At 42.8% G+C, this 26,018-nt stretch carries 24 protein-coding genes; 12 read left to right on the plus strand and 12 right to left on the minus strand.

Features of this window, described 5'->3' with window-relative positions; all coding sequences use genetic code 11:
* The first annotated feature begins 10 nt into the window (after positions 1-10).
* Together GY065_RS07020 and GY065_RS07025 are read left to right on the plus strand one after the other, a co-directional pair.
* Entirely contained in the window at positions 11-1,879 is a 1,869-nt protein-coding gene (locus GY065_RS07020; RefSeq protein ID WP_174833639.1) for a lytic transglycosylase domain-containing protein, read from the plus strand.
* A 107-nt stretch (positions 1,880-1,986) separates the two neighbouring features.
* Positions 1,987-2,529 carry an isochorismatase family protein gene (locus GY065_RS07025; protein WP_174833593.1) on the plus strand — a complete coding sequence of 181 codons (543 nt, stop codon included), beginning with the start codon at positions 1,987-1,989 and terminating at the stop codon, positions 2,527-2,529.
* A gap of 134 nt (positions 2,530-2,663) precedes the next feature.
* Here GY065_RS07025 and GY065_RS07030 read toward each other — a convergent pair whose 3' ends face one another.
* Positions 2,664-3,134 carry a universal stress protein gene (locus GY065_RS07030; RefSeq protein WP_174833594.1) on the minus strand — a complete coding sequence of 157 codons (471 nt, stop codon included), beginning with the start codon at positions 3,132-3,134 and terminating at the stop codon, positions 2,664-2,666.
* Positions 3,135-3,236: 102 nt separating this feature from the next.
* Here GY065_RS07030 and GY065_RS07035 point away from each other — a divergent pair, with 102 nt between their 5' ends.
* The 6 genes from GY065_RS07035 to GY065_RS07060 all read left to right on the plus strand — a co-directional run bounded on the left by GY065_RS07035 (position 3,237) and on the right by GY065_RS07060 (position 7,977).
* Positions 3,237-4,010, plus strand: a complete 774-nt coding sequence (locus GY065_RS07035; protein WP_174833640.1) for a ThiF family adenylyltransferase — start codon at positions 3,237-3,239, stop codon at positions 4,008-4,010.
* Positions 4,011-4,018: 8 nt separating this feature from the next.
* Positions 4,019-4,852 (plus strand): ScpA family protein, encoded by an 834-nt coding sequence (locus GY065_RS07040; protein ID WP_174833641.1) that lies wholly within the window; start codon positions 4,019-4,021, stop codon positions 4,850-4,852.
* A 58-nt stretch (positions 4,853-4,910) separates the two neighbouring features.
* Positions 4,911-5,390: a PaaI family thioesterase gene (locus GY065_RS07045; RefSeq protein WP_174833595.1), complete on the plus strand. Its 480-nt coding sequence runs from the start codon at positions 4,911-4,913 to the stop codon at positions 5,388-5,390.
* Entirely contained in the window at positions 5,387-5,824 is a 438-nt protein-coding gene (locus tag GY065_RS07050) for a PaaI family thioesterase (RefSeq protein WP_174833596.1), read from the plus strand. The genes GY065_RS07045 and GY065_RS07050 overlap by 4 nt, the downstream gene beginning before the upstream one ends.
* A gap of 395 nt (positions 5,825-6,219) precedes the next feature.
* Positions 6,220-7,458, plus strand: coding sequence for a nicotinate phosphoribosyltransferase (pncB, locus tag GY065_RS07055; protein ID WP_174833597.1), 1,239 nt, complete (start codon positions 6,220-6,222; stop codon positions 7,456-7,458).
* Positions 7,459-7,566: 108 nt separating this feature from the next.
* Positions 7,567-7,977 carry an RNA-binding S4 domain-containing protein gene (locus GY065_RS07060; RefSeq protein WP_174833598.1) on the plus strand — a complete coding sequence of 137 codons (411 nt, stop codon included), beginning with the start codon at positions 7,567-7,569 and terminating at the stop codon, positions 7,975-7,977.
* Between the two features lie 12 nt (positions 7,978-7,989).
* On the opposite strand, the gene GY065_RS07065 is transcribed toward GY065_RS07060, so the two are convergent.
* The 11 genes from GY065_RS07065 to GY065_RS07115 form a co-directional block, all read right to left on the minus strand.
* The gene (locus GY065_RS07065) at positions 7,990-8,550 is read right to left on the minus strand and encodes a TIR domain-containing protein (protein ID WP_037476461.1); all 561 of its coding nucleotides are present in this window, start codon (positions 8,548-8,550) and stop codon (positions 7,990-7,992) included.
* 190 nt (positions 8,551-8,740) lie between these two features.
* Positions 8,741-10,153, minus strand: coding sequence for a dihydrolipoyl dehydrogenase (lpdA, locus tag GY065_RS07070; protein ID WP_174833599.1), 1,413 nt, complete (start codon positions 10,151-10,153; stop codon positions 8,741-8,743).
* 151 nt (positions 10,154-10,304) lie between these two features.
* The gene (odhB, locus tag GY065_RS07075; protein ID WP_174833600.1) at positions 10,305-11,522 is read right to left on the minus strand and encodes a 2-oxoglutarate dehydrogenase complex dihydrolipoyllysine-residue succinyltransferase; all 1,218 of its coding nucleotides are present in this window, start codon (positions 11,520-11,522) and stop codon (positions 10,305-10,307) included.
* Positions 11,523-11,587: 65 nt separating this feature from the next.
* The gene (locus GY065_RS07080) at positions 11,588-14,410 is read right to left on the minus strand and encodes a 2-oxoglutarate dehydrogenase E1 component (protein ID WP_174833601.1); all 2,823 of its coding nucleotides are present in this window, start codon (positions 14,408-14,410) and stop codon (positions 11,588-11,590) included.
* 187 nt (positions 14,411-14,597) lie between these two features.
* The gene (gene gltA / locus GY065_RS07085) at positions 14,598-15,881 is read right to left on the minus strand and encodes a citrate synthase (protein WP_174833602.1); all 1,284 of its coding nucleotides are present in this window, start codon (positions 15,879-15,881) and stop codon (positions 14,598-14,600) included.
* Positions 15,882-15,959: 78 nt separating this feature from the next.
* On the minus strand, positions 15,960-16,211 hold the full coding sequence (locus tag GY065_RS07090) for a succinate dehydrogenase assembly factor 2 (protein WP_078475763.1): 252 nt from the start codon (positions 16,209-16,211) through the stop codon (positions 15,960-15,962).
* Entirely contained in the window at positions 16,211-16,915 is a 705-nt protein-coding gene (locus tag GY065_RS07095; protein ID WP_025330883.1) for a succinate dehydrogenase iron-sulfur subunit, read from the minus strand. Before GY065_RS07095 ends, GY065_RS07090 begins: the two co-directional genes overlap by 1 nt.
* A 12-nt stretch (positions 16,916-16,927) precedes the next feature.
* A complete protein-coding gene (sdhA, locus tag GY065_RS07100) occupies positions 16,928-18,697 on the minus strand; it encodes a succinate dehydrogenase flavoprotein subunit (RefSeq protein ID WP_037395298.1) in 1,770 nt (589 codons plus the stop codon).
* Positions 18,698-18,699: 2 nt separating this feature from the next.
* A complete protein-coding gene (gene sdhD / locus GY065_RS07105) occupies positions 18,700-19,047 on the minus strand; it encodes a succinate dehydrogenase, hydrophobic membrane anchor protein (RefSeq protein ID WP_025330885.1) in 348 nt (115 codons plus the stop codon).
* On the minus strand, positions 19,044-19,424 hold the full coding sequence (sdhC, locus tag GY065_RS07110) for a succinate dehydrogenase, cytochrome b556 subunit (RefSeq protein WP_174833603.1): 381 nt from the start codon (positions 19,422-19,424) through the stop codon (positions 19,044-19,046). Before sdhC ends, sdhD begins: the two co-directional genes overlap by 4 nt.
* Before the next feature lie 141 nt (positions 19,425-19,565).
* Positions 19,566-20,330 carry a GntR family transcriptional regulator gene (locus tag GY065_RS07115; protein WP_174833604.1) on the minus strand — a complete coding sequence of 255 codons (765 nt, stop codon included), beginning with the start codon at positions 20,328-20,330 and terminating at the stop codon, positions 19,566-19,568.
* A gap of 220 nt (positions 20,331-20,550) precedes the next feature.
* Between GY065_RS07115 and GY065_RS07120 the strand changes: the two genes are divergently transcribed.
* The 4 genes from GY065_RS07120 (at position 20,551) to argS (ending at position 25,711) form a co-directional block, all read left to right on the plus strand.
* A complete protein-coding gene (locus GY065_RS07120) occupies positions 20,551-21,528 on the plus strand; it encodes a malate dehydrogenase (RefSeq protein ID WP_174833605.1) in 978 nt (325 codons plus the stop codon).
* A gap of 336 nt (positions 21,529-21,864) precedes the next feature.
* Positions 21,865-23,004, plus strand: a complete 1,140-nt coding sequence (locus GY065_RS07125; protein ID WP_174833606.1) for a homoserine O-acetyltransferase — start codon at positions 21,865-21,867, stop codon at positions 23,002-23,004.
* Positions 23,001-23,597 (plus strand): methionine biosynthesis protein MetW, encoded by a 597-nt coding sequence (metW, locus tag GY065_RS07130; protein WP_025330891.1) that lies wholly within the window; start codon positions 23,001-23,003, stop codon positions 23,595-23,597. Before GY065_RS07125 ends, metW begins: the two co-directional genes overlap by 4 nt.
* 392 nt (positions 23,598-23,989) lie before the next feature.
* Positions 23,990-25,711 carry an arginine--tRNA ligase gene (gene argS / locus GY065_RS07135; RefSeq protein ID WP_174833607.1) on the plus strand — a complete coding sequence of 574 codons (1,722 nt, stop codon included), beginning with the start codon at positions 23,990-23,992 and terminating at the stop codon, positions 25,709-25,711.
* Positions 25,712-26,018 lie beyond the last annotated feature (307 nt).

The following is a 26,018-nucleotide window of genomic DNA, read 5'->3' on the forward strand; positions in this document are numbered from 1 at the left end:
ACATTTAATGATGCTGAAATCAAAATTAGCTGTTCAAAAGCATCGGCTGATTCCCGGAACACTGCTTCTGATAACTGCATGCAGCAATCAGCATGAAGTACCTATTCAGCCAATTAATTCTAATACAGGTAATGCGGTTCTGCCGGGAACCCAGGCCAGCGAAACACCGGATAAAATTATTAGCAGTTTCCAGCAATATCAGAATGCTCTTAAAGCGGTTAAAAACGGAGATGATGTATTACCCGCTCAATTCCTGGCCCGTCAGCCGGATAGTGCAATGAGTAACAGTATTCGTAATAACTGGTTACAGCAATTGGGAAAAAGGGGGAACTGGGCTGTATTTCGTCAGCAATACTCATTAATGGATAAAAATGTCCGTGATATGGAAACCCGTTGCTATGCAGTACAAGGGGGTATAGAAAGTGATTCCAGCCTGATCGCTAGCCTGAGCCAGGAAACAGGTAATCTGCCGACAGGATGTAATCGCCTGCTTGTACAAGCTGCTGCCAGCCAGCAAATTAATGTACAAAATGGCTGGCGGCGTGTACGTTATCTGCTTGCACTGAATCAAATTACTAATGCACGTAATCTGGCTCAGGCTTTGGGTAGTCCTTTACCTGATCCGCTGAGTGCCACTGCGGGAAACAGTCAGGGGGCACGTGAAGCTTTGTTATACCAGGTAACCAGCAAAGAAAACCGCAGTAAAGACAGTGCTGCAAACACATTACAGCAAATATCAGCCAGTCTGACTAAAGAGCAAATCGGTTTCGGCTGGGGACAATTGGGATTGGCTCAGGCTTATAGTCTGAATTCAGCAAATGCACTGACTTATTTCGACCGTGCCGATCCGGCACAGATGAATAATGAAATGTGGGAATGGTATGCCCGTTCAGCACTGCGGTTACAGCGCTGGCAAAAACTGAATAGCATTATTCGCAGCATGCCAGAAGCTTTGCAGCAACAGGTTACATGGCAGTACTGGCTGGCACGCAGTTACCGTGCATTAGGGCAAAATAATCAGGCACGTGAAATATTTGAGCAGACAGCCAAACGCGGACACAATTTTTATTCTCTGCTTGCAAAAGAAGCGCTTGGCAACAAAGTAAATGTTCAAAACACTGTTGCTAAAAGCAGCCAGCAAATTCAAAGCAAAATAGCAACCGATGGCAATATTGACCGTTCCCTGACTTTATTTAAAACTGCACAGGCTGAAAACAACTGGACAATGCGACGTCAGGCTCAGCAGGAATGGCGCTATGCGACACGTAATTTCAATGATGACACCTTAATTGCTGCCGCAACATTAGCCGAAAACAATGGTTTTTATGAAATGAGTATCTATAGTGCAGACCGGGCTGATAACCAGCTTAATTATGAATTGCGCTATCCGGCACCATTTAAAGAACTGACTGTTCCGTTTGCTCAGCAAGTCGGCATCGATCCTGCCTGGGTGTATGGCTTAATCCGGCAGGAAAGCCGTTTTATGATTGGTGCACGATCCAGTGTTGGCGCGACCGGACTGATGCAGGTCATGCCGGCTACAGCTCGCGATATAGCCAAACGTCTGGGTATGGACAGCAGCGAGCTGTATACCATGAGCGGAAATATTCGTATGGGTACATGGTATATGAGTAGCGTACGTAAACAATTTGCCGATGAAGTATTGGCCACAGCCGGCTACAATGCCGGCCCCGGACGTGCTCGTCGCTGGCAGGCTAATACGCCTCTTGAAGGAGCAATTTATGCGGAAACGATACCTTTTGATGAAACGCGAACTTATGTTAAAAATGTAATGGCCAATACGACTTATTACGCCAATCTGTTTGGTGAACCCAGAACCACCCTGACAGAACGCATGGGTACCGTCCCCGCCCGCTAGTACAGCCAGTGAGCATCATTGCTCTGATTAACCTGTGTTTACCTTAAGCTACATATAAATACTGCATAATTTACATGCAGATTATTTAACCTTTCTGAAAGCACATTATGTTGTTAGACAGTAAACGTTCCGCAGTATTAATGATTGATTTACAAACACGCCTGTTGCCTGCTTTAAACAACACGGAAGAATTGCTGGCCAATAATATCTGGCTGGCCGGTCTGGCGCATGATATGGCGATTCCTACCCTAATCAGTGAACATTGTGTCGATAAAATCGGTGCAACTCGTGAAGAAATCATCACTGCTGCACCACAAGCAAGAATTGTCCAGAAACAAAGTTTTTCTGTATATGCTGCCGGTGTGCTGAATGAAGACAGCCTGCAACAGGCTAACCAGATCATCATATCCGGTATTGAAGCTCATATCTGTGTTCTGCAGACAGCTCTGGATCTGCGCGCACATGGCTATGAGGTTTTTGTGGTTGCTGATGCAGTCAGCTCTCGCGAACAGGAAGACGTTAAATTAGGTCTGGCACGTATGCAGGCAGCCGGTTGTGAAATTGTCAGTCGTGAAATGATTGCATTTGAATGGCTGGGTAGTGCCAACAACCCGCTATTCAGAGACATTCATAAAAAATATATCCGTTAAATTTGCCAGAATCCTTTACATTACTGTACGGTTTCGCAATCCAGACAAATAGCCAAAAAGCTGAATCCGATTTGATACGGATTCAGCTTTATTTTCATCTGAGACTTTATACTTAATGTATAAAATCAAATTATTTAACCTTCATTTTTGGATTCACTGCGAATAATCAGTAGAGGCAGATTGGTTTCACGCATAACGGTTTCAGCAAAGCTGCCCATTAATAAATGCATCAGACCACTGCGTCCGTGAGTACCGAGAATAATCAGATCGCTACCTTGCTCGTCAGCATAATCAACCAGCATCTGAGCCATTTCTTTTGCCCCTTTATTGGCAATCAGCAGATGCCGATGAACTTTAGTCTCCGGTAAAGCTGCTTTAGCTTTTTCGATTGCTGCATCCAGTACAGTATTGCCTTCTGACAACGCAGCAGCTTCATAACTTTCATGTTGCAGAAATTCAGGAGCCAAAGCCATATATTCAGTCGGATTGGCAACATTCACGACAGTTAATTCTGCATCCTCCCCCTTAGCCAGACCAATAGCATGATCTAAGGCATTTTCTGAAGTATGGCTGCCATCTACCGCTACCAGTAAATGTCTATACATGAAACCCTCCTATCTTTTTAGCAATTCGAATCACTTGGCAGATACAGTATAATACCACTACCTGCCTAAAACAGCTTTACGGATTTAATTTACGTGTCGCAAATACTCACTTTTTCTGCAAATTATCAACGTCGCTTCGGCGGCATTGCCAGATTGTACGGTGAAGATTGTCTTCAGCGTTTTGCCTCGGCTCATGTGTGTATAGTCGGAGTGGGCGGCGTCGGCTCATGGGCAGTAGAAGCTCTGGCACGAAGTGGTGTTGGTTATATAACCCTGATTGATCTGGATAATGTAGCCGAATCAAATATCAATCGCCAGCTTCCGGCCTTAATCAGCCTGATTGGCAAGCCCAAAGTCGAAGCTCTGGCCGAACGTATTGTTGATATTAATCCAGATTGTCAGGTTACCTGCATTGAAGATTTTGTGGAAGCAGATAATATCGAACATATATTCAGCCAGCCGTTTGATTTCGTAATAGATGCAATTGATCAGGTACGCGTAAAAGCGGCTATGGCTGCATTTTTTACCTCCCGAAACCAGCCTTTTATTGTTTCCGGTGGAGCAGGCGGACAGAAAGATGCCGGTTTGATTCAATGCGCTGATTTAAGCAGAGTAACCCATGACCGCATGCTGGCAAATATGCGTTATACATTGCGTAAATACTATGGTTTTAGCCGTCAGCCGGCAGATAAAATGCACATCCCCTGTATTTATTCCAGCGAAACTATAACTCCTCCTCAGTCCGGTATCTGCCTAACAGAACAAACTACTCCGCAAGGTCTTTCCTGCGCCGGTTATGGTGCCTCTATGGTAGTAACAGCCAGCTTCGGTTTGCGCTGTGCTCAGGCTTGTCTGGAATATCTGTGCAAACACTGAACCATAACATGAGTAAAGAAAGTATAGCGGATAAAACTGTTGCTATGCTTTTCGGGCAGCCTGTTACTGAAATTCCACAGGATCTGTTTATTCCCCCGGATGCACTTCAAGTGGTATTACAAAGCTTTGAAGGTCCGCTGGATTTATTACTGTATCTGATTCGTAAGCAAAATATTGATGTACTGGATATTCCCATGCTTACTGTTACAGAGCAGTATTTATCCTATATTCATCAGATGCAACAGCATGAGCTGGATTTAACCGCTGAATATTTGCTAATGGCTGCGGTGTTGATTGAAATTAAAACCCGTTTACTTCTCCCTGCTCCGCCCGCCAGCGAAGAAGAAGTAGCCGATCCGCGTGCTGAATTGGTTCGCCGTCTGCTTGCCTATGAGCAAATGAAGCTGGCTGCAGCCGGACTGGATGCTTTACCCCGTGCCGGACGTGATTTCGGCTGGGCATGGTTACCAGTTGAACTGGTAGCCGTAACACAACCACCGCATGTACAAGTAGCTGATTTAACCCGGGCATGGCTGGCGATTCTTGCCCGCTCTCAGCACAATCGTAGCCATAATGTGGTCAAAGAAACATTATCAGTACGGGCTCAGATGACCGTTGTCCTGCGCTTCCTGCAAACTCGGCAGCACTGTTATTTCACGGAACTCTTTAAGCATAACGACAGTATGGCATTGGTTGTCACCACCTTCATAGCATTACTGGAACTGGCCAAAGAAGGGCTTGTATTTATTACCCAGCATAGTACCGGAGATCCGATTTCTATCCAGACTGCCGGTATCGAATCCGGCAACAATCAAGAATTGATTAATAAACCAGCATTCTAGTGACAATAACTGTAAAAAACCATAATATAACAGTTAATATTCCAATCAGGATAATCTTATGCCTGCTAACCCTGTATTATTTCAAACTCTGTTTAATCATTACTTAAATATTCCGCATTGCCGCTGGTTAAAAATCTACGGTGACAGTAGTTCTGATGAACCTGTTATTTCGGTAGACTGGCGCGACGAATTGCTGGAAAGTCCGAAAACCGGCAATATTCATGGCGGGGTCATTACTACTCTGGTAGATATGGCTTCCGCATGTACATTAGCAGCATTGTTTCAACAGTTTGAAACGACTGCTACACTGGATATGCGCATAGATTATCTGATGCAGCCAGTGCCTGATCAGCCTATACATGTACGTGCACACTGTTACCGGCAGGAAGGTCCAATTGCCTTTATCCGCAGCCACTGCTTTCAAAATGATGAAACCCGGCCATTTGCACTGGGAATGTCTACTTTTATTCATAACCCATTAACCCAAGTAGAACAGCAAGCATTACAGGCGTATCTGCAACAGGAGCAGGCAAAATGAACCCAACAATTTTTCAACTGGATGAACAGCTAACTATTCAAGCTCATCAGCGTATACCGTACTGTGCATCAATCAATCTGCAAATTGGTACGGATAGTCTTAATAAACGTCTGTACAGCTTGCCTTTTGCCAGACAAAATATTGGTAACATTTTCCTGCCTGCACTGCATGGGGGGCTGATTGGCGGCTTTTTACAGAGTTGTATCAGCTTATATCTGATGGAGCAGCAAAACCTGCAAGAATCTGCCCAGATTATTGACTACTCAACGGATTATTTATTAAGCGGTAAACCTGTAGACAGTTATGCACAATGTGAAATTATGCATGCCGGAAAGCGCATTTCACATGTTACTGCAACTATGTGGCAGGCTCAGTCAGATAAACCCATTGCTTTTGCACGGGCACATCTGCAAATGCCAGCAATCGCTAACTAATAAAAAGCTTTTCAATAGTAAACAGTATTAAATCTCAGCTGAACATGAAATTAAGCGGAATAACAATCTAAGTAAATTCAAAGCAAATCAGGAGTAACAAACAATATTGATAGTAAATTATATTCAAGCAACGCAACTGTAATAATAAATCATGTTACAGTTATTCAGATGAACTGCTCAGCAACCGAGTAACGATTACAGCTATACAGATAAAATCCTTTTCTTAAATGAAAACAGGAGCTGAAAGGTTTGATTTGAACAGATGAAGGGTTGTTAATGAACGAGCTCAAATTTTGAAATGCGGATAAAAATTCTGTAACAATTCTGAAACAGAATTCAGTACATATATTTCTGCATAGTACATATTAATTACTTTTATGAATTGCTCCAGCAATATGACCATAGATACCAACCGTCCGCCCATTATTCAGTCTTTACTGGATACAGATTTATATAAATTCACCATGCTTCAGGTAGTATTGCATCAATTCCCTCAGGCAACCGGTGTCTATGAGTTTCGTTGCCGTAACAATCATGAAACAGCCTACCCGCTTGGTGAAATTTTAGAAGAACTTGACTGGGAGCTTGACCGGCTATGCCAGATGAAATTCACTGAAGATGAATTGCAATATTTGCGCAGCCTACGCTTTATTAAAAGTGATTTCGTCGACTATATGGAGCTGTTTCAACTAAAACGGCGTTTTATCAAAACATCTGTAGATGATAATCAATACCTGAATATCCGCATTGAAGGACCGATTATTCAGGCGATGTTTTTCGAAATATTTGTGCTGTCTATTGTTAACGAATTGTACTTTCATCGGCTGGAATCTCCGGAAATACTGGCAGAGGGAGAGCGTCGTCTGCAAGCAAAGGCCGAACTGATTCATCACTATGCTAATGAACAGCATCATTACAACTCTCCTTTTGTTGTTTCCGATTTTGGCACCCGGAGGCGTTATCGTTATTCATGGCAAAAGCATGTGATTAAAACCCTTCATGAGGCGGCTCCCGGCGTTTTCAGAGGAACCAGCAACGTACATATCGCCAAAGAACTCAATCTGATTCCGATTGGCACTATGGCTCATGAATTTTTGCAGGCTTTTCAGGCCTTAGATGTCCGGTTACGTGATTTTCAGAAAGCGGCACTGGAAGCTTGGGTACATGAGTATCGTGGTGATTTGGGTATTGCCTTAACAGATGTAGTCGGCATGGATGCATTTTTGTGTGATTTTGATCTGTATTTTGCCAAATTATTTGATGGACTGCGCCATGATAGCGGTGATCCGTATATCTGGGGTGAAAAAGCTTATGCCCATTATCAGAAACTCAAAATAGATACCCGCACCAAAATGCTGACTTTCAGCGACAGTCTGGATTTACAACGCGCATGGGACTTATATATTCATTTTAACAGCCGTTTTAAAACCAGCTTTGGTATCGGCACCAATTTTACCAATGATATGGGTTTAACCCCGTTGAATATCGTATTAAAACTTGTTGAATGTAATGGTCAGTCTGTGGCCAAAATATCGGATTCGCCGGGTAAAACCATGACAGATAACAGCACTTTTCTGGCTTATTTACGTCAGGTTTTCAATATAACCGACAAAATTTCTGTTAACCCGGATTAAAATGATACATTTCGCGCAAAATCTGCTTTAAATAAGCTAAATCATTTAATCCAACAATTATCAGCAACTAAAATAAATAAAGATTACAAACAGGAATATATAAATTATATGAATAAAAGCAACAATATCAGCACAGTAGCAATGCGTCTGGATAAATGGCTCTGGGCAGCAAGATTCTTTAAAACCCGCGCTCTAGCACAAAAGCATATTGAACTTGGAAGAGTTCAGGTTAATGGTGCAAAAGTCAAAAACAGTAAAAATGTACAGGTTGGTGATACTATTGATTTAACTCTTAATTCTCTGCCTTATAAAATTCAGGTAAAAAGATTAAATCATATGCGCCGTCCCGCTCCTGAAGCCCGTTTACTTTACAGCGAAGACAGCAGCAGCATCGCTAAACGTGAAGACATTAAAGCTTTGAATCAGGCGAGTCAGATAACTGCCGCATATCCTGACGGCAGACCTACTAAACGCGATCGCAGAGCACTTGATAAAGTGAAAAAACACTGGCAGGAATAATTAAATAATATTTTAATCATTTAACATATAATTATTTGGTTGTAGATGAGTATTTTTAACAAAATTATTTTTTTTCAGAGCTTTAGCTACCATTTCTTTATCAAGCGGAACATGTAAAACTGGTACCTGAGATTTTAATTGCTTAAAAACGGGTAATTTATTTAAAAAATAGTGAACTTTAAAACTCATATCTTTTTTTCCCTCTACCTTCATATGCTTTTTATCAGTTATGTCGGCATATATTACGATAACAGGTAGTTTAAGATGTCCGATGCCATACTCTAATTCTGCTTTTAAGCATCTGGACTGAAAAGTATTTTCACTTAAAATTAAAATTATGTTATCTGCTTGATCTAGACGTTGTTTGATACGCGGTTTTAATACAGTATCCCAGTCACTTCCATCGCGAACATCATATTTTTTTACATGCAAATCATTAAAAGGAAAAAGCTCATCTTTAAATTTCCATGTTCTTAGCTGATTATAATAAAAATAATCTTTCTGAGCCATTGCCCCAGCAGACAGCTCATTAAATGGTTCTTCTACATGAAAAACGCTGTAATTTTTTGCCATATATCCCTCCGACATTATTTATTCAAATATAAATAGGTTTAAAATTTTGAATATTACAGTAAATTAAAATAAAAGACCATAAAAAAAATAATTAGATACAATCAGATAAATCAAACTATATAAATAATTATTTAAAAACCCGTAATCTAAAGGAAAGATTACGGGTTGATTATAGATATTTATTTAAATTTTATTTAACTGAAGATGCTGCTTCATGAGTCACTTCAGATAAAGTCGGATGAGCGTGAACAATACGGGTAATATCTTCACTGGAAGCTTTGAAATCCATTGCCATAACTGCTTCGGCAATCAGTTCTGATGCAACAGGTCCAATAATATGCACACCCAGTACACGATCAGTATCTGCATCAGCCAAAATTTTCACAAACCCTTTAGCCTGACCCATACCCAGGGCGCGACCATTGGCAGCAAAGTTGGACTGACCTTTTTTGTATTTTACACCGGCAGCTCTTAGTTGTTCTTCAGTCTGACCAACCCATGCAATTTCCGGATGAGTATACATAGCCGCAGGAATAGTGTTCATATCTACAAAAGGTTTCTGACCGGCAATACGTTCAGCCACAGCCACGCCTTCAGCAGAAGCTTTATGTGCCAGCATCGGACCACGAACCACGTCACCAATTGCCCAGACATTTGGCAAACTGGTGCGGCATTCATCATCAACGACAATAAAGCCACGTTCATCTTTCTGCAGACCAACACCTTCAGCATTCAGACCGTTAGTATTGGGAACACGGCCGATAGCAATAACCAGTTTATCAAAAGTTTCAGTTTTTTCTTCACCGTCAACTGTATATTTAACAGTGACATTGTTTTCACCTTTAACAATTTCATTAACCATTACGCCAAGCTGAATATTAAGACCTTGTTCTTTAGTGAAAATTTTGAAAGCTTCCTTCGCCACCTGCTGATCAGCTGCAGCAAGGAAGGACGGCATTGCTTCCAGAATAGTCACCTCAGAACCGAGACGATTCCAAACAGAACCCATTTCAAGCCCGATAACACCGGAACCAATCATGCCCAGTTTAGCTGGTACCGCTTCCAGATTCAGCGCACCTTCATTATCCAGTACATTAACATTGTCAATTTCAGTTAAAGACAGCGGGCGAGGTAAAGATCCTGTCGCCACAATTACATGTTTGGCAGTTATCTGTTGCTTGTTACCATTAGTATCAACTTCAATCTGCCATAAACCATCAGCCTGCCCTTGCAGAGAACCCCGGCCAAAAATACTTTCTACTTTATCTTTTTTAAACAGAAAACCGATACCATTAGTCAGTTTACTTACAATGGCATCTTTACGTTCAATCATTTTTCTGGCATCAAAGCCTTTAACCTGAACATCAATACCATGTTCGGCAAATTCAGTTTGCGCTGCATGGTAATTTTCACTGGTCTGTAATAAAGCTTTAGAAGGAATACAGCCAACATTCAGACAGGTACCGCCCAATGCCGGTGCATCACCCTGTTTATTCAAGCCGGCATCAATACAAGCAGTTTTAAAACCCAGTTCAGCAGCACGAATAGCAGCGACATAGCCACCAGGACCTGCACCAATTACCACAACGTCAAATTGAGACATTAAAATTCCTTTCAATCATAAATATATCTGACTGATAAAATAAACCGTAATGCGGCACAAACGTCATTTGATAATGTGTGGCTGCCATCATTACGGTTGTTAATATTGCCTGCCAGATAAAAATACTAACTATAGCAGCCAGTTTATTTGCTTACAGTTCAAGCAGCAGACGAGCAGGATCTTCAAGAGCATCCTTAATTGCTACCAGAGTCAGTACGGCTTCACGGCCATCAATCAAACGGTGGTCGTAAGAAAGAGCCAGATACATCATCGGACGTACAACAACCTGACCATTTTCTACTACAGCACGTTCTTTAGTAGCATGCATGCCTAAAATGGCAGATTGAGGCGGATTAATAATCGGTGTAGACATCATAGAACCGAAAGTCCCGCCATTAGTAATACTGAAGGTACCACCAGTCAGGTCTTCAAGTGCCAGCTTGCCGTCTTTCGCTTTAACTGCATAATCATGAATAGCCTGTTCGATATCGGCAATACTCATCTGATCTGCATCACGCAGAATCGGTACTACCAAACCGCGCGGGCTGCCAATCGCGATACCAATATCAAAATAACCATGATATACAACATCAGTACCATCAATAGAAGCATTAACAACCGGATATTTTTTCAATGCGGCAACAGCTGCTTTAACAAAGAAAGACATAAAGCCCAGTTTAACGCCATACTCTTTCTGGAACTGTTCTTTATAACGGTTACGTAAATCCATAACCGGTTTCATGTTCACTTCATTAAATGTTGTCAGAATAGCATTTTCGTGCTGTGACTGTAATAAGCGCTCAGCAACACGAGAACGCAGACGTGACATAGGTACACGCTGTTCCACACGTTCGCCGGCTGTAGAAGGTGCAGAGGCTTTGCTGGTTGCCATAACCGGAGCAGCAGCCAAAGCTGAAGCAGCAGCGGCAACATCCTCTTTAAGTACACGTCCGTCACGGCCTGAGCCCTGAATATTAGCAGTATTCACACCTTTTTCTGCAGCCAGTTTGGCAGCAGCAGGCATTGCAACACCAGCCTGAGACTGATTAGCCGGAGCGGCAGCCTGAGTTGCAGCAGCTGCCGGAGCAGTTTCAGCAGCGGCTGCTGCCGGAGCTGCGGCTTCAGCAGTAGCTGAAGTATCAATTTTTGCCAGTAACTGACCGGCAGTTACGGTAGCACCATCTGCTTCAATGATTTCAACTAGTTTACCTGCCTGCTGAGCCGGTAATTCCAGTACAACTTTATCTGTTTCCAGGTCAATCAGGTTTTCGTCACGCTGTACGAAATCACCCACTTTTTTATTCCAGGTCATCAGGGTAGCTTCGGTCACACTTTCCGGAAGCATAGGAACGGTTACATCAATAATCATGGATTACTCCTAAAAAAGGGTATCGGCCACCACTACAGTGGCCAGTTATTCATAACAGATTCGGATTACTTCAAGTCCAACGCATCATCAACCAGCTGTTTAAGCTGGGCAACGTGTTTACTCATGTAACCCACTGCTGGTGAGGCACTAGCCGGACGGCCTGCAAAAATAACCTTTTGCTTGCTACCAGCAATCTTTTCAATGCGATGACGAATCTGGAACCAGGCACCCTGATTTCTCGGTTCTTCCTGAGCCCAAAGAATTTCAGTTGCATTAGGATAACGGCTCAGTTCAGCAGCTAGCTGTTCGTACGGGAACGGATATAACTGTTCTACGCGAATAATCGCAATGTCTTTACCCAGATCACGTTCAAGACGTGCTTTATTGATATCGTAGTAAACCTGTCCGGCACACAAAATCACACGCTTAACACTATTTTCATTACCTTCAACCTGATCGCCGATAACCGGGCGGAAAGTGTGGCCTTCAGTAAAGTCACTGAGCTGGCTCATGGATTCATTAAAGCGCAGCAGACGTTTAGACATGAAGATTACCAGTGGTTTACGGTATGGACGTAATACCTGACGGCGCAGCAGGTGGAACATCTGAGAAGCCTCAGACGGCATTACAACCTGAATATTTTCTTCAGAGCATAATTGCAGCCAGCGTTCCAGACGACCAGAAGAGTGTTCCGGACCCTGACCATCATAACCATGCGGTAGAATGACCGTCAGACCGCATAAACGTCCCCATTTGGTTTCACCGGAAGTGACAAACTGGTCAATGGCAACCTGAGCACCATTGGCAAAATCGCCAAACTGCCCTTCCCAGATAACCAGCTGGTCTGGCGCACTGCAGGCAAATCCGTATTCATAAGCCAATACAGCTTCTTCATTCAGAATAGAATCAATTACTAAGAAAGAAGCCTGATTTTCGCTCAGATTACGCAATGGTACATAAGCACCGGCATCACTTTTTTCACGTTTCTGATCGTGCAGTACTGCATGACGGTGTGAGAAAGTACCACGACCGGAGTCCTCGCCGGAAATGCGTACACCATTACCATTAGTCACCAGACTGGCATAAGCCAAAGTTTCTGCCATACCCCAGTCTACCGGCTGCGTACCTTCTGCCATCGCCATACGACTGGCCAGCATTTTTTTCACCGTATTATGCGGAGTAAACCCTTCCGGCAATGCAGTAAATTTTTCAGCAAGACGTTTAATATCGGCAGCAGGAATACCGGTTTCAACCGGATGATTCCAGTGGGTACCCATATAAGGTGTCCAGTCTACTGCATACTTATGGTTATAATCAGTCAGAGTAGTCTGCTCAACATGCTCACCTTTATCCAGTGCATCACGGTAAGCCTGAATCAGCCCTTCAGCCTGTTCTTTGGTAATAACATTTTCACTCACCAGACGATCAGAATACAGAGAACGGGTGCCCGGATGCTGATGAATTTTGTTATACATCATTGGCTGAGTCAGCATCGGATCATCACCTTCGTTGTGACCCAATTTACGGAAGCAGACAATATCCACCACCACGTCTTTACCGAAAGACTTACGGTAATCCATTGCCAGACCCATTACATAGCTAACTGCTTCAGGATCATCACCGTTCACATGGAAAATCGGCGCATCAACCATTTTAGCCAGATCTGTGCAGTAAACCGTAGAACGGGTATCACGTAAATCAGAAGTCGTAAAACCAATCTGATTATTGATGACAATATGGATAGTACCGCCAGTAGTATAGCCGCGGGTTTGTGACAGATTGAAATTAGCCTGATTGACACCCAGACCAATAAATGCAGAATCACCATGAATCAATACCGGCAATACCGCATTACGACCAGATTCACCACGGCGTTTCTGCCGCGCACGTACTGCCCCTTCGACAACAGGGTTAACAATTTCCAGATGAGAAGGATTGAAAGCCAGTGAAACATGTAAAGGACCGTTACCGGTAGCCAGATCAGAAGTGAAACCCATATGGTATTTCACATCACCACTTGGCAGAGTAGTTGTATATTTACCTTCAAATTCGCTGAATAAATCACGGGGCTCTTTACCCAGAATATTTACCAGCACATTCAGGCGGCCGCGATGAGCCATACCAATCATAACTTCTTCAACACCCTGACTACCACAGTGCTGAATCAGATAATCAAGGGCAACAATTGTACTTTCACCACCTTCAAGCGAAAAGCGTTTCTGACCGACATAACGGGTGTGCAAATAGCGTTCAAGTGTTTCAGCCGCAGTCAGTTGCTTCAGAATGCGACGTTTATGCTCAGGCGTATAACTGGAAACTGATAAATCTTTTTCCACCCGCTCCTGTACCCAATTACGTTCATCTGGCCGGGTAATGTGCATATACTCCACACCCACGGTGCCGCAATAAGTCTGATCCAGGCGGTTAATAATTTCAGATAAAGGCAGTTTAGGACTGCTTCCAAAATCGCTACCGGTATAAAATTTAGTAGACATATCTGCCGTAGTCAGCCCGTATTGTGCCGGGTCAAGTTCAGCCAGATATTCTTTAGGACGGCGTTTTAACGGATCCAGATTTGCATTACGCGCACCGAGAATACGATAAGCGTTCATCAGATTTAATACTGATACCTGCTTTTGCAATACATTTAAATCAACACTACCCTGAGTAGCAGCATGCTGTCTGGACAGATTAACAAAAGATTCCTGAATCGGTAATTGCGGTATATCCTTGGCAACATAGCCCGGTAATGCAGCTACTTTGTCAAAATAATCTTTCCAGTATTCGTCAACTGAATCACGATCCTTTAGGTAGCTCTCGTAAAGCTCCTCAATGTAAGGAGCATTGGCACCATATAAATAAGAAAGATTGGTTTGTTCTTCCATCATGGTAAAAATCCTTTTTACCTCAAACTAATAAAACAGGAATATCACTATCCCCTACCAATAAAGAATCGATTGCCGATTCCAGATTACCGCATATCAACATACCGATTCCAGATCACCACGCATAAGCATGGTGATGAAGCATCAGTATGCTTCAGGCAGCAATAAAGCTGCCTGAATACATAAATAACTAGCGTTTATCCACCGAGAGATAATCGCGCCGACCGGATCCTGTATACAGCTGACGCGGGCGACCGATTTTCTGATTCGGATCAGCTATCATTTCGTGCCAGTGTGATACCCAGCCTACTGTGCGTGCCAGTGCAAACAGCACGGTAAACATAGTTACCGGAATACCTAAAGCACTCAGCACAATACCGGAGTAAAAATCAACGTTCGGATAAAGCTTGCGTTCAACAAAATAAGGATCTTCAAGCGCAATTTTTTCCAGAGCCATTGCCAGCTTGAATTTAGGACTATCATGCAATCCCAGTTCCTTTAACACTTCATCACATGTCTGCTTCATGATTTTGGCACGCGGATCCATATTTTTGTACACGCGATGTCCAAAACCCATCAGACGATAACGCTTTTCTTTAACTCCCTGAATAAATTCTTCAACACGGGACACATCACCAATTTCATCCAGCATTTTCAATACTGCTTCATTGGCACCACCATGAGCAGGTCCCCACAAGCAAGCAATGCCGGCAGCAATACATGCAAACGGATTAGCTCCGGAAGAGCCGGCAATGCGTACTGTAGAAGTAGATGCATTCTGCTCATGATCCGCATGCAAAATGAAAATCCGGTCTAAAGCACGTTCCAGCACAGGATTAACAACATAATCCTCAGTTGGTTTAGCAAACATCATATGCAGGAAATTACCGGTATAAGTCAGATTGTTCCGCGGATAATTAAATGGCAATCCTTTTGAGTAGCGGTAACACATAGCTGCGAGAGTCGGAATCTTGGCAATCATGCGGTATTCCGCAATTCGGCGGTGTTCAGGATTATTGATATCCAAACTATCCTGATAGAATGCAGCCAGTGCACCTACCACCCCGACCATCATTGACATCGGATGAGCATCACGACGAAAACCCCTGAAAAACCAGGTTAATTGTTCATGCACCATATTATGGCGCAAAACACCTAGTTCAAATTTCTGTTTTTCGACTGCATCAGGTAATTCACCATATATGAGCAGATAGCATGTTTCCAGATAATCACTGTGTTCAGCCAGTTGCTCAATCGGATATCCCCGATAATATAACTGCCCCTTTTCACCATCAATGAAAGTGATTTTGGATTCGCAGGATGCGGTTGAAGTAAACCCGGGATCAAACATAAATCTCCCGGTCTCACCATACAGTTTACGAATGTCCACTACATCCGGACCCAAACTGCCAGACAAAACCGGCATCTCAAAAGGCTCTTGCCCCTCAATGCTCAGTATAGCTTTCTTAGTCATCTCCAACTCCTTAATTTTCAATTTTTCTATTTAAATAAACTAAACTTAAATACATTAACAAAAGCCAGGTATTTACAGCTACTGAGCCTGCCTGATTTTAGCCAGAACAGACTCAAATTCAGAGTCAGTACAACCCTCAGACTGATTGATTAACGCCAGAATTTCCGGATCAGGCAAATCCATTAACGCCACAAACACAGCTAACTCTTCGTTAGATAACTGATCAAAAGCATGTGTCATAAACCGACCAAGAATAATATCCAGTTCCAGTAAACCGCGTCGGGTTAGCCAGCGTATGCGACGTTTGGCATTATCATCAAAATCCTGCATCAGATAGCTCTTCTCAACATTAAATCTTTAATCTTACCGATAGCACGTGTCGGATTCAGATGTTTAGGGCAAACATCCACACAGTTCATGATCGTATGACAACGGAACAGACGGTAAGGATCATTCAGATTGTCCAGACGTTCATTGGTGCGCGTATCACGAGTATCGGCAATAAAGCGGTAAGCATTCAACAAACCTGAAGGACCAACAAACTTGTCAGGATTCCACCAGAAAGAAGGACATGAAGTAGAACAGCAGGCACACAGAATACATTCATATAAACCATCCAGCTCTTTACGCTCAGCCTGTGACTGCAAACGTTCACGTGTCGGAGCAGCTGTATCATTGATCACATAGGGTTTAATTGAATGATATTGATTGAAGAACTGAGTAAAATCGACAATCAGGTCACGGATAACCGGCAAAGCAGGTAACGGTTTTAACACTATCGGCTGTTTCAGACTGCGAATATCGGTCAGACATGCCAGACCATTTTTACCATTAATGTTCATACCGTCAGAACCGCAAATACCTTCGCGGCAGGAACGGCGGAATGATAAACTGTCATCCTGCGCTTTAAGTTTAATCAGCGCATCCAACAGCTTTACATCAGTCGGTTCAATTTCGAGTTCATAATCTTTCATGTACGGCTTATCATCCACATCGGGATTATAGCGGTACACCTGGAAGCGGATTTTTTCCATCTTGATAGTTCCTTAGTAAACGCGTTCAGCTGGTTTTATGTATTCCACACTCAGAGGTTTAGTGTGTACTGGTTTATATTCCAGATGCTGATCTTCAGCGTAGTACAATGTGTGTTTCATCCAGTTTTCATCATCACGGTTCGGATGATCATCAGAAGCATGTGCTCCGCGTGATTCTTTACGTGCCTCAGCAGAAACCAGGGTCGCCTGAGCCACTTCAATCAGATTATCCAGCTCCAGCGCTTCTAGCCGCGCAGTATTCCAAACCTTACTCTTATCATGAATCTGGGTTTTGGCTACACGTTCGGCAATTTCATTGATTTTTTCAATTCCTTCTTTCAGCAGAGCATCTGTACGGAATACCCCGGCATGTGACTGTACACACCGCTGCAAATCATTACGCACTTCAGATACCTCTTCACCATTAGTCTGATTTTCCAGACGGCTCAGACGTGCAAGTGTTTTTTCACCAACATCTGCTGGCAACTCACGATGTGCTACCTGCTTTTTGATGTAGTCAATCATATGATCGCCGGCTGCTTTCCCGAACACCACAAGGTCAAGTAAAGAATTAGTACCCAGACGGTTTGCACCATGCACTGAAGCACATGCACATTCACCTGCTGCATAGAAACCAGGAACCGGAGCTTCCAGATCATCACCTTTGGCCATTACCACCTGACCATGATAATTAGTAGGAATACCGCCCATCATATAGTGGCAGGTCGGAACCACCGGAATCGGATCTTTAATTGGATCCACACCGGCAAATTGAATGGAAATCTCGCGGATACCTGGCAGTTTTTCCATAATTTTTTCTGCGCCAAGATGGTCCACTTTCAGCAGTACATGGTCTTTATTTTTACCTACACCACGGCCTTCATGAATTTCAATAGCCATTGCACGGGACACCACGTCACGACAGGCCAGATCTTTTACAGTTGGCGCATAACGTTCCATAAAACGCTCGCCTTCACTGTTGAGCAGAATACCGCCTTCACCACGCACACCTTCAGTAATCAACACCCCGGCACCCGCCACACCAGTAGGATGGAATTGCCAGAACTCCATGTCTTCCAGAGGAATGCCTGCACGGGCAGCCATACCCAGACCATCACCAGTATTCATATAGGCATTGGTAGAAGAAGCATAGATACGTCCGGCACCGCCAGTAGCAAAAAGTACAGCCTTTGCATGCAAAATGAAAACTTCACCCGTTTCCATTTCCATTGCAATAACCCCGATTACCACACCTTCTGAATCCCGAATCAGATCCAGAGCAGCCCATTCCACAAAAAACTGAGTTTCTGCATGCACATTTTGCTGATATAAGGTATGCAGCATTGCATGGCCGGTACGGTCTGCCACTGCACAGGCACGTTCTACAGCACGTTTACCAAACTCAGCAGTATGTCCGCCAAACGGGCGCTGATAAATTTTGCCGGATTCAACCCGGTCAAACGGCATACCCATATGTTCAAGTTCAACTACAGCATCAGGAGCGCGGCGTGTCATGAATTCGATTGCATCCTGATCACCTAACCAGTCGGAACCTTTAACGGTATCGTACATATGCCAGTTCCAATGGTCTTCCTGTACATTACCCAGCGAAGCAGAAATCCCGCCCTGGGCAGCTACTGTATGAGAACGAGTTGGAAAAACCTTAGATAGCACTACTGTATTTAAACCTGCTTTAGATAATTGCAGAGCGGCACGAAGCCCTGCACCACCGCCGCCTACGATTACTGCATCAAAACGACGTACCGGCAAACTCTTGGGCATATTCATGCTACCCCCCAAATCACTTTAACAGAATAAATCAGACAGCCAACCAACCACAGGATAGTGGCAACATGCAAAAACAGACGCAAACCTGCTGGTTTGATATAGTCCATCCACAAATCACGTATACCAACCCATGCATGCAATACCAGTGCCAGCACAAAAATCTGTGTTATCAGACGAACCCACGTCTGAGCAAAGAAACACTGCCATTCCTGATAACTATGCGGTAAACAGATAATCATAATTAAAAACAAGACTGAGTACACCAGCATGATTACTGCCGTGATACGCTGCATAATCCAATCGCGCAGACCATAGTGCGCGCCGGCTAATTTACGATCAATCATGATAACAAGCACGCTCCATAAATAATAACGGACAATACAATTGCACAAATAACCACCGCTTTAGCCGAAGCGCGTGCCGTTTTTAGTTCTGTGCCTTTATGAATATCCATAAACAAAAAACGTATACCGGCCAGACTGTGGTAAACATATGCCAGCAAAAGAACAAAAAGAATGCACTTCACCAAAGGATGATGTACAAGCTCCTGATAAGTATTGAACGCAGATTCATGAGAAAGCGTACCTGAAAACAGCCATAAAAACAGCGGAATACAGATAAATAGCGCGATACCACTAAAACGATGAAAAATAGACACAAGACCCGGAATGGGTAATCGTATCTTTTGTATATCCAGATACACTGGCCTTTCTTTTTGCATCGGTGACTCCTCTTGTATTATTAGAAGATATAAACTCAAAACCAGCGGCCAAAGCCGCACTCAACCGAAATTTACTGCAATTGACCCAGTTTTTAACAAACAGGCAACATTACTACACACGAATTATTTACAATACAGTTATCAGTACTCAGCAGAGCTACCACTTAATAGCAAAGACTGATTTCCAAGTTGTAAATAACGCCGGCGCCATTCATAAGGAACACCGTCGACACTTTGGCTCAAACGCCCGATACAAAGGGCATGCGAAGCCATATCTGCCTTCAACAGTCTGGCAATCTCAGGACGCAAAACTGTTTGCCAAAGCCATTGTCGCGAAGTATCCATCAAAACATCATACTCAAGCAACAAAAAAGCATAAAAACTACGGCGGCGGCGCATAAAACGTACATTTAAATCCTGCAATAACGCAACAGGTAAAAATAATTCATCTACCGCCACTTCAATATAACCGGTACGCCATAGCAGCATAATTTTCCATACCGGTTCTGCGATTTTTATACCTAACTGCATAGCAGTTTCTTCATCCGCAACAGCAACAGTCACACTCAAAACTTCAGCTACCGGCCAAACCTGCTCAGTTTTAGCCTGTTGCAATACCGGAATTTCAGTAAAAGGATAATATCCCCAGTCCCAGTTTTGCTGGGTAACAAAGGTTCCTACCCCTTGATAACGCTGTAAAATACCCCGCGCCGCCAGTTCACTCAAACCTTTACGCACAGTTCCCTGACTTACATTCCACTGCCTGGCCAGATCCCATTCACTGGGCAAAGGCTGACCAGGCTTGAAATCACCATCAGCAAGCAAATGAAAAACCCGCTGCATTACAGACTGGTATAAAGGAATGTGTCTTTTAAGCGCACTGATTTTAAATCTATTGTACGACATTTCAAACTCATGTAAATAAAGTCTTATATAAGACATAAGATAACACAGAAAAACTCACTTAATATTCTCAAAAAAGCATCAATCTATTACTTCAATTAATTTAATTTTGAAAATAATTTTGCTATCATACAGCCCAAATTCTTGTAGTACAGACATATTAAATACCTTTAAGACAAGAAAAAATATTTATAGTCGTGTTTTTATTTTAAGAGGATATGTTATGAAAAAACCTGTACGCATTGCCGTGACGGGTGCTACCGGTCAGATTGGTTATGCTTTACTGTTCCGGATTGCCAGCGGTGACATGCTGGGAGCTGATACTCCGGTTATCCTGCAATTGCTTGATTTGCCTCAGTCGCAAACTGCTGCCCAGGGGGTAATGATGGAATTACAGGACTGTGCATTTCCCTTGCTTACCGATATGTTTGCAACTCATGATCCAGAATTGGCATTCAAAGATGCAGATATAGCTATCCTCGTCGGTGCACGTCCGCGCAGTAAAGGTATGGAACGCAGCGACTTATTACAGGCCAATGCGGAAATCTTCAAAACACAGGGTGCAGCACTGAATAAAGTAGCCAGCCGCGATGTTAAAGTCCTTGTTGTTGGTAATCCAGCCAATACCAATGCTTATATCGCCATGAAGTCTGCCCCTGATTTACCGGCGAAAAATTTTACCGCACTGATGCGCCTGGATCAGAATCGCGCACTTAGTCAGCTGGCAGAAAAAATTAATAAACCAGTAAGCAAAATAAAACAACTGTGCGTGTGGGGAAATCACAGTCCCACCATGTACACTGATTACCGCTTTGCTCAGATAGATAATCAAAACGTAGCAGAAATGATTAATGATCAGGACTGGTATGTAAAAGAGTATTTACCTAAAGTAGGCAAACGCGGATCAGCTATCATTGAAGCCCGGGGTCTTTCTTCTGCTGCCAGTGCCGCCAATGCAATTATCGATCAGATTCATGACTGGGTAATCGGCAGTAATGGAGAATGGGTTACTATGGGCGTACCCTCAGACGGTTCTTATGGCATCCCAAAAGAAATAGTATTCGGCTTTCCCATGACTTGTGAAAATGGCGAATACACTATTGTTCAGGATTTACCTATTGATGAATTCAGTCAGCAGCGTATTAATCAGACACTGACTGAACTTGAAGAAGAAAAAGCAGAAGTGAGCAGCTTACTTTAAATACTGAAAATATCTCTGGCCGGCCTGAAACATGAGACCGGCTTTTTTATCACCTGTTTGTATTAATGCTGATTAATACAAAACAGATTTCAATACAAATATCAGCAATATTAGCGAACTAATTACTATCAACACCAGCGCCAGACAGTTTACCCAGTATCCGAGCGTCTGTTTTTGCTGCCTTCCAAGTATATACTTAAGCAAAACACCCAATAACATTACAAAAAGAAACAGACGAAGCAAACGGCCTATCATTTATTTTCCAAAACACGTTATATCTGTGCAAACCAGACAAAGTCGTTATAATGCCAGTTTTCTATTCTTTTAACTAATCTTATGAAAGAAATAGACAGCATTGGCATTGTAACCCCGCAAAAGTGGTCTTTTGACAGCCCGCTCACCCTGCAAAACGGTTGTGTTCTGTCTCGGTTTGAATTAATGATTGAAACCTACGGCACACTTAATGCAGATAAAAGTAATGCGGTATTAATATGTCATGCACTGTCAGGAAATCACCATGTAGCGGGTTACCATAGTAAAAATGATAAACACCCCGGCTGGTGGGATAATATGATTGGTCCGGGAAAACCTGTTGATACCAATCGTTTTTTTGTTGTCGGCTTAAATAATCTGGGCGGCTGTCACGGCAGCACCGGTCCGTTGAGTATCAATCCGGACACAGGAAAAGCTTACGGCGCTGATTTTCCAATGGTAACCGTAAAGGACTGGGTAGAAAGTCAGTCTATGCTGGCCGACCGCTTCGGCATTGATAAATGGGCTGCGGTTATGGGCGGAAGTCTTGGCGGGATGCAGGCATTACAATGGGCAATCGACAAACCGCAACGCCTGAGACATGCATTGATTATTGCCTCAGCTCCACGATTATCTACCCAAAATATTGCCTTTAATGATGTAGCCAGACAAGCCATTCTTACTGATCCGGATTTTTGTCAGGGACAATACGCGCAACAGCAGAAAATTCCACGGCGAGGTTTGCGTATCGCTCGTATGATGGGACACATTACCTATCTGGCAGAAGACGGATTGGGTAAAAAATTCGGTCGCCAGATGCGACAACCAAACTACCAGTATGATTACAACGTTGAATTTGAAGTTGAATCCTATCTTCGCTATCAGGGCGATAAATTCGCTGAAGTGTTCGATGCCAATAGTTATTTACTGATGACAAAAGCACTTGATTATTTTGATCCGGCGCGTGATTATGATGGTAATCTGGTAGCCGCAGTATCGGCAATTCAGGCCAAAATACTGATAGCCAGCTTCAGCAGCGACTGGCGTTTTTCACCCAGACGCTCACAGGAATTACTCGATGCTTTGGTAGCAGCCAACAAACCCGTGCAGTATATTGCCCTTAAATCAGCTCACGGACATGATGCCTTTTTAATGGAAGATGCTGATTATCAGGCGGCTATCCGCATTTATTTCAACAATATTGCCACTGAACTAACACAATGAACATATCATCAGTACCACTGCGTGATGACCTGCAAATGATTTTCGACTGGATTACACCCAATAGTCGTGTACTGGATTTAGGCTGCGGAGACGGAGAACTGCTGGCCGCACTAGTCAAACACAAAAATTGTCAAGGATATGGATTAGAAATTAATACCAATAGCGTATTAGCTGCTATGCAACGTGGCATCAACGTAATACAGGCTGATCTGGAAGCCGGTTTGCAACATTTTAATGATAACAGCTTTGACATTATCGTTTTGAGCCAAACCATTCAGTCTATGCAAAATACGGAAAACATCCTGCAGGAAATGAAACGAGTCGCCGCAGAAGCTATTGTCACCTTTCCCAATTTCGGCTACTGGCGCAACCGCCTGCAAATCGCACTGGGCGGACATATGCCGGTATCCGAACGCATGCCCTATCAATGGTATAACACCCCGAACATTCATTGGTGCACCCTTCAGGATTTTGATAAATTATGTGCCAAAAATCATTTAAAAATTTTGCAACGAGCAGTAATGAGCGGAAATAAACGCATTTCCCTCTGGCCAAACTTGCTTGGTAGTCTGGCCTTTTATCGCGTAGGCTGATCATCACACAGTTAAAGTATACCGGCTGGTATCTGGTATACTTTAACAACATTATCCATTTACACACTAAAAACGCACAACTCATATCCAGCATAAATCAGCTAATCTAATTGATAATTACCAATTCATTTATCGATATAGTATTCTTAATCAAAAGTTCGATAATTCAACTATATATACTTATATAAATATTTGATTTTATTTAATTTATTTATTATAAATAACAATCCTAACCCCTATATAATTATTTTATAACCGCTATAACCACAGAAAATTTTTCTTAACTAATTTAGACATTATTCCCGTCAAGTCTGTTTATTCATTGTGCTGCGCTAATGCGATTTACGCTTATTTATGCGAAAATTAGCTATTTTCCTATTTATCAGACTAACATGAAATTACATCAACTAGTTGCAGCTGAAGTTGAACAAGCATTTAGCGCAAACGGGCTCACAGACCAGCCAATTATTCTGCAACCAGCCAAAAATCGTGACTTTGGCGATTATCAGATTAACGGCGTCATGGGTGCCGCCAAAAAAACCAGACAAAACCCTCGCGAACTGGCACAAAAAGTTGCCGATGCATTACAGCAGAACCCACTGATTGCCACAGCAGAAGTTGCCGGCCCTGGTTTTATTAACTTAAAACTTCGTCCTGAAAAACTGGCACAATATATTAAGACCTCATTGCAGGATGAGCATCTGGGCATTGCCAGAAACAGCAAGCCACAAACAATAGTTATAGATTACTCCTCACCCAATCTAGCTAAAGAAATGCACGTAGGTCATTTACGCTCCAGCATCATAGGAGACAGCCTCAACCGGGTACTTACTTTTCTTGGACATAAAGTTATTGCCCAAAATCATGTAGGTGACTGGGGCACACAATTTGGTATGCTGGTTGCCTACCTGATAGAACAACAGCAAAACGGGCGTGCAGATCTCGAACTGGCGGATTTAGAACAATTCTATCGTAATGCCAAAGTACGCTTTGATGAAGATAAAAACTTTGCCGACACAGCACGTGATTACGTAGTTAAACTTCAAAGCGGAGATGCCAGCGTACTGGCATTGTGGCAACAGTTTGTACAGACCTCTTTGCAACATGCTCAGGCGGTCTATAAAAAACTTGGCCTAAAACTTTTACCAGCCGATGTAACCGGCGAATCATTTTATAATGATCAGTTACAATCAACTGTAAATGAACTTCTTGCCAAAGGTATTGCCGTTGACAGTGACGGTACTAAAGTTGTTTTTCTGGATGAGTTTAAAAATCAGGATAATGAACCAGCAGCATTTATTATTCAGAAAAAAGATGGCGGATTCCTGTATGCCAGTACCGATTTAGCCTGCCTGCGTTACCGGATTAATACCTTGCACGGCAACAGATTGTTATATGTTGTGGATGCGCGCCAAAGCCTGCACTTTGATGAATTATTTACAGTTGCCCGTAAAGCCGGCTGGCTGCCTGAAACCGTGCATGCGGAACATGTACCTTTCGGTACCATGATGGGTAAAGACGGCAAACCGTTTAAAACCCGTAGCGGTGACACAGTAAAATTAATGGATTTACTAAACGAAGCTGTAACACGTGCATCTGCTCTGGTTGCCAGCAAAAATCCTGAACTGAGCACCGATGAAATCGCGCATATAGGTGAAGTCGTAGGCATAGGTGCCGTAAAATATGCAGATTTAAGTAAAAATCGTACTAGTGATTACATATTCGACTGGGACAGCATGCTTTCTTTCGAAGGTAATACTGCTCCTTACTTACAATATGCCTATACTCGTGTACAAAGTGTTTTTCGCAAAGCAGGTACCTGGGATAACAATGCTGCGATCACCCTGAACGAAGCCATGGAACAACAACTGGCTGTAGAATTACTTAAATTTGAAGATGTTCTGGATAGTGTTGCCAATACCTCTTATCCGCACTATCTCGCCGCTTATCTGTATCAGATTGCCACCCTGTTCAGCCGCTTTTATGAAGCCTGCCCAATACTGAAAGCAGACGAAGCCACTCGCAACAGCCGGTTGCAGCTCACCAGCCTTACCGGCAAAACCCTGCAACAGGGTCTGGCATTATTAGGTATAGATACACTTGAAACCATGTAACTAAAACAAACATATCAGCAAAATAAAAATGCACCATTTAAATTTATATAATGGTGCATTTTTTCAACTGGCAAATCAGCCCAACATCAGTCAGATAATATCTACAATATACGTTTGAAATCTTACCTATTGATAAATATTATTTATCCGTAAACCATACCTTACGCATAAAATATATATCTGTATAAATACCTGTCAATGAAAGCTTACAACAGTATATATAGAATTAATTTAACTTCGAATTCAGATAAATTCGAATATCATACCAATGACAATTATACTTAAAATACAAAATTGACAGCAGATA

It is taken from the genome of Snodgrassella sp. ESL0323, assembly GCF_013346865.1.
Classification (GTDB): Bacteria; Pseudomonadota; Gammaproteobacteria; order Burkholderiales; family Neisseriaceae; genus Snodgrassella; species Snodgrassella alvi.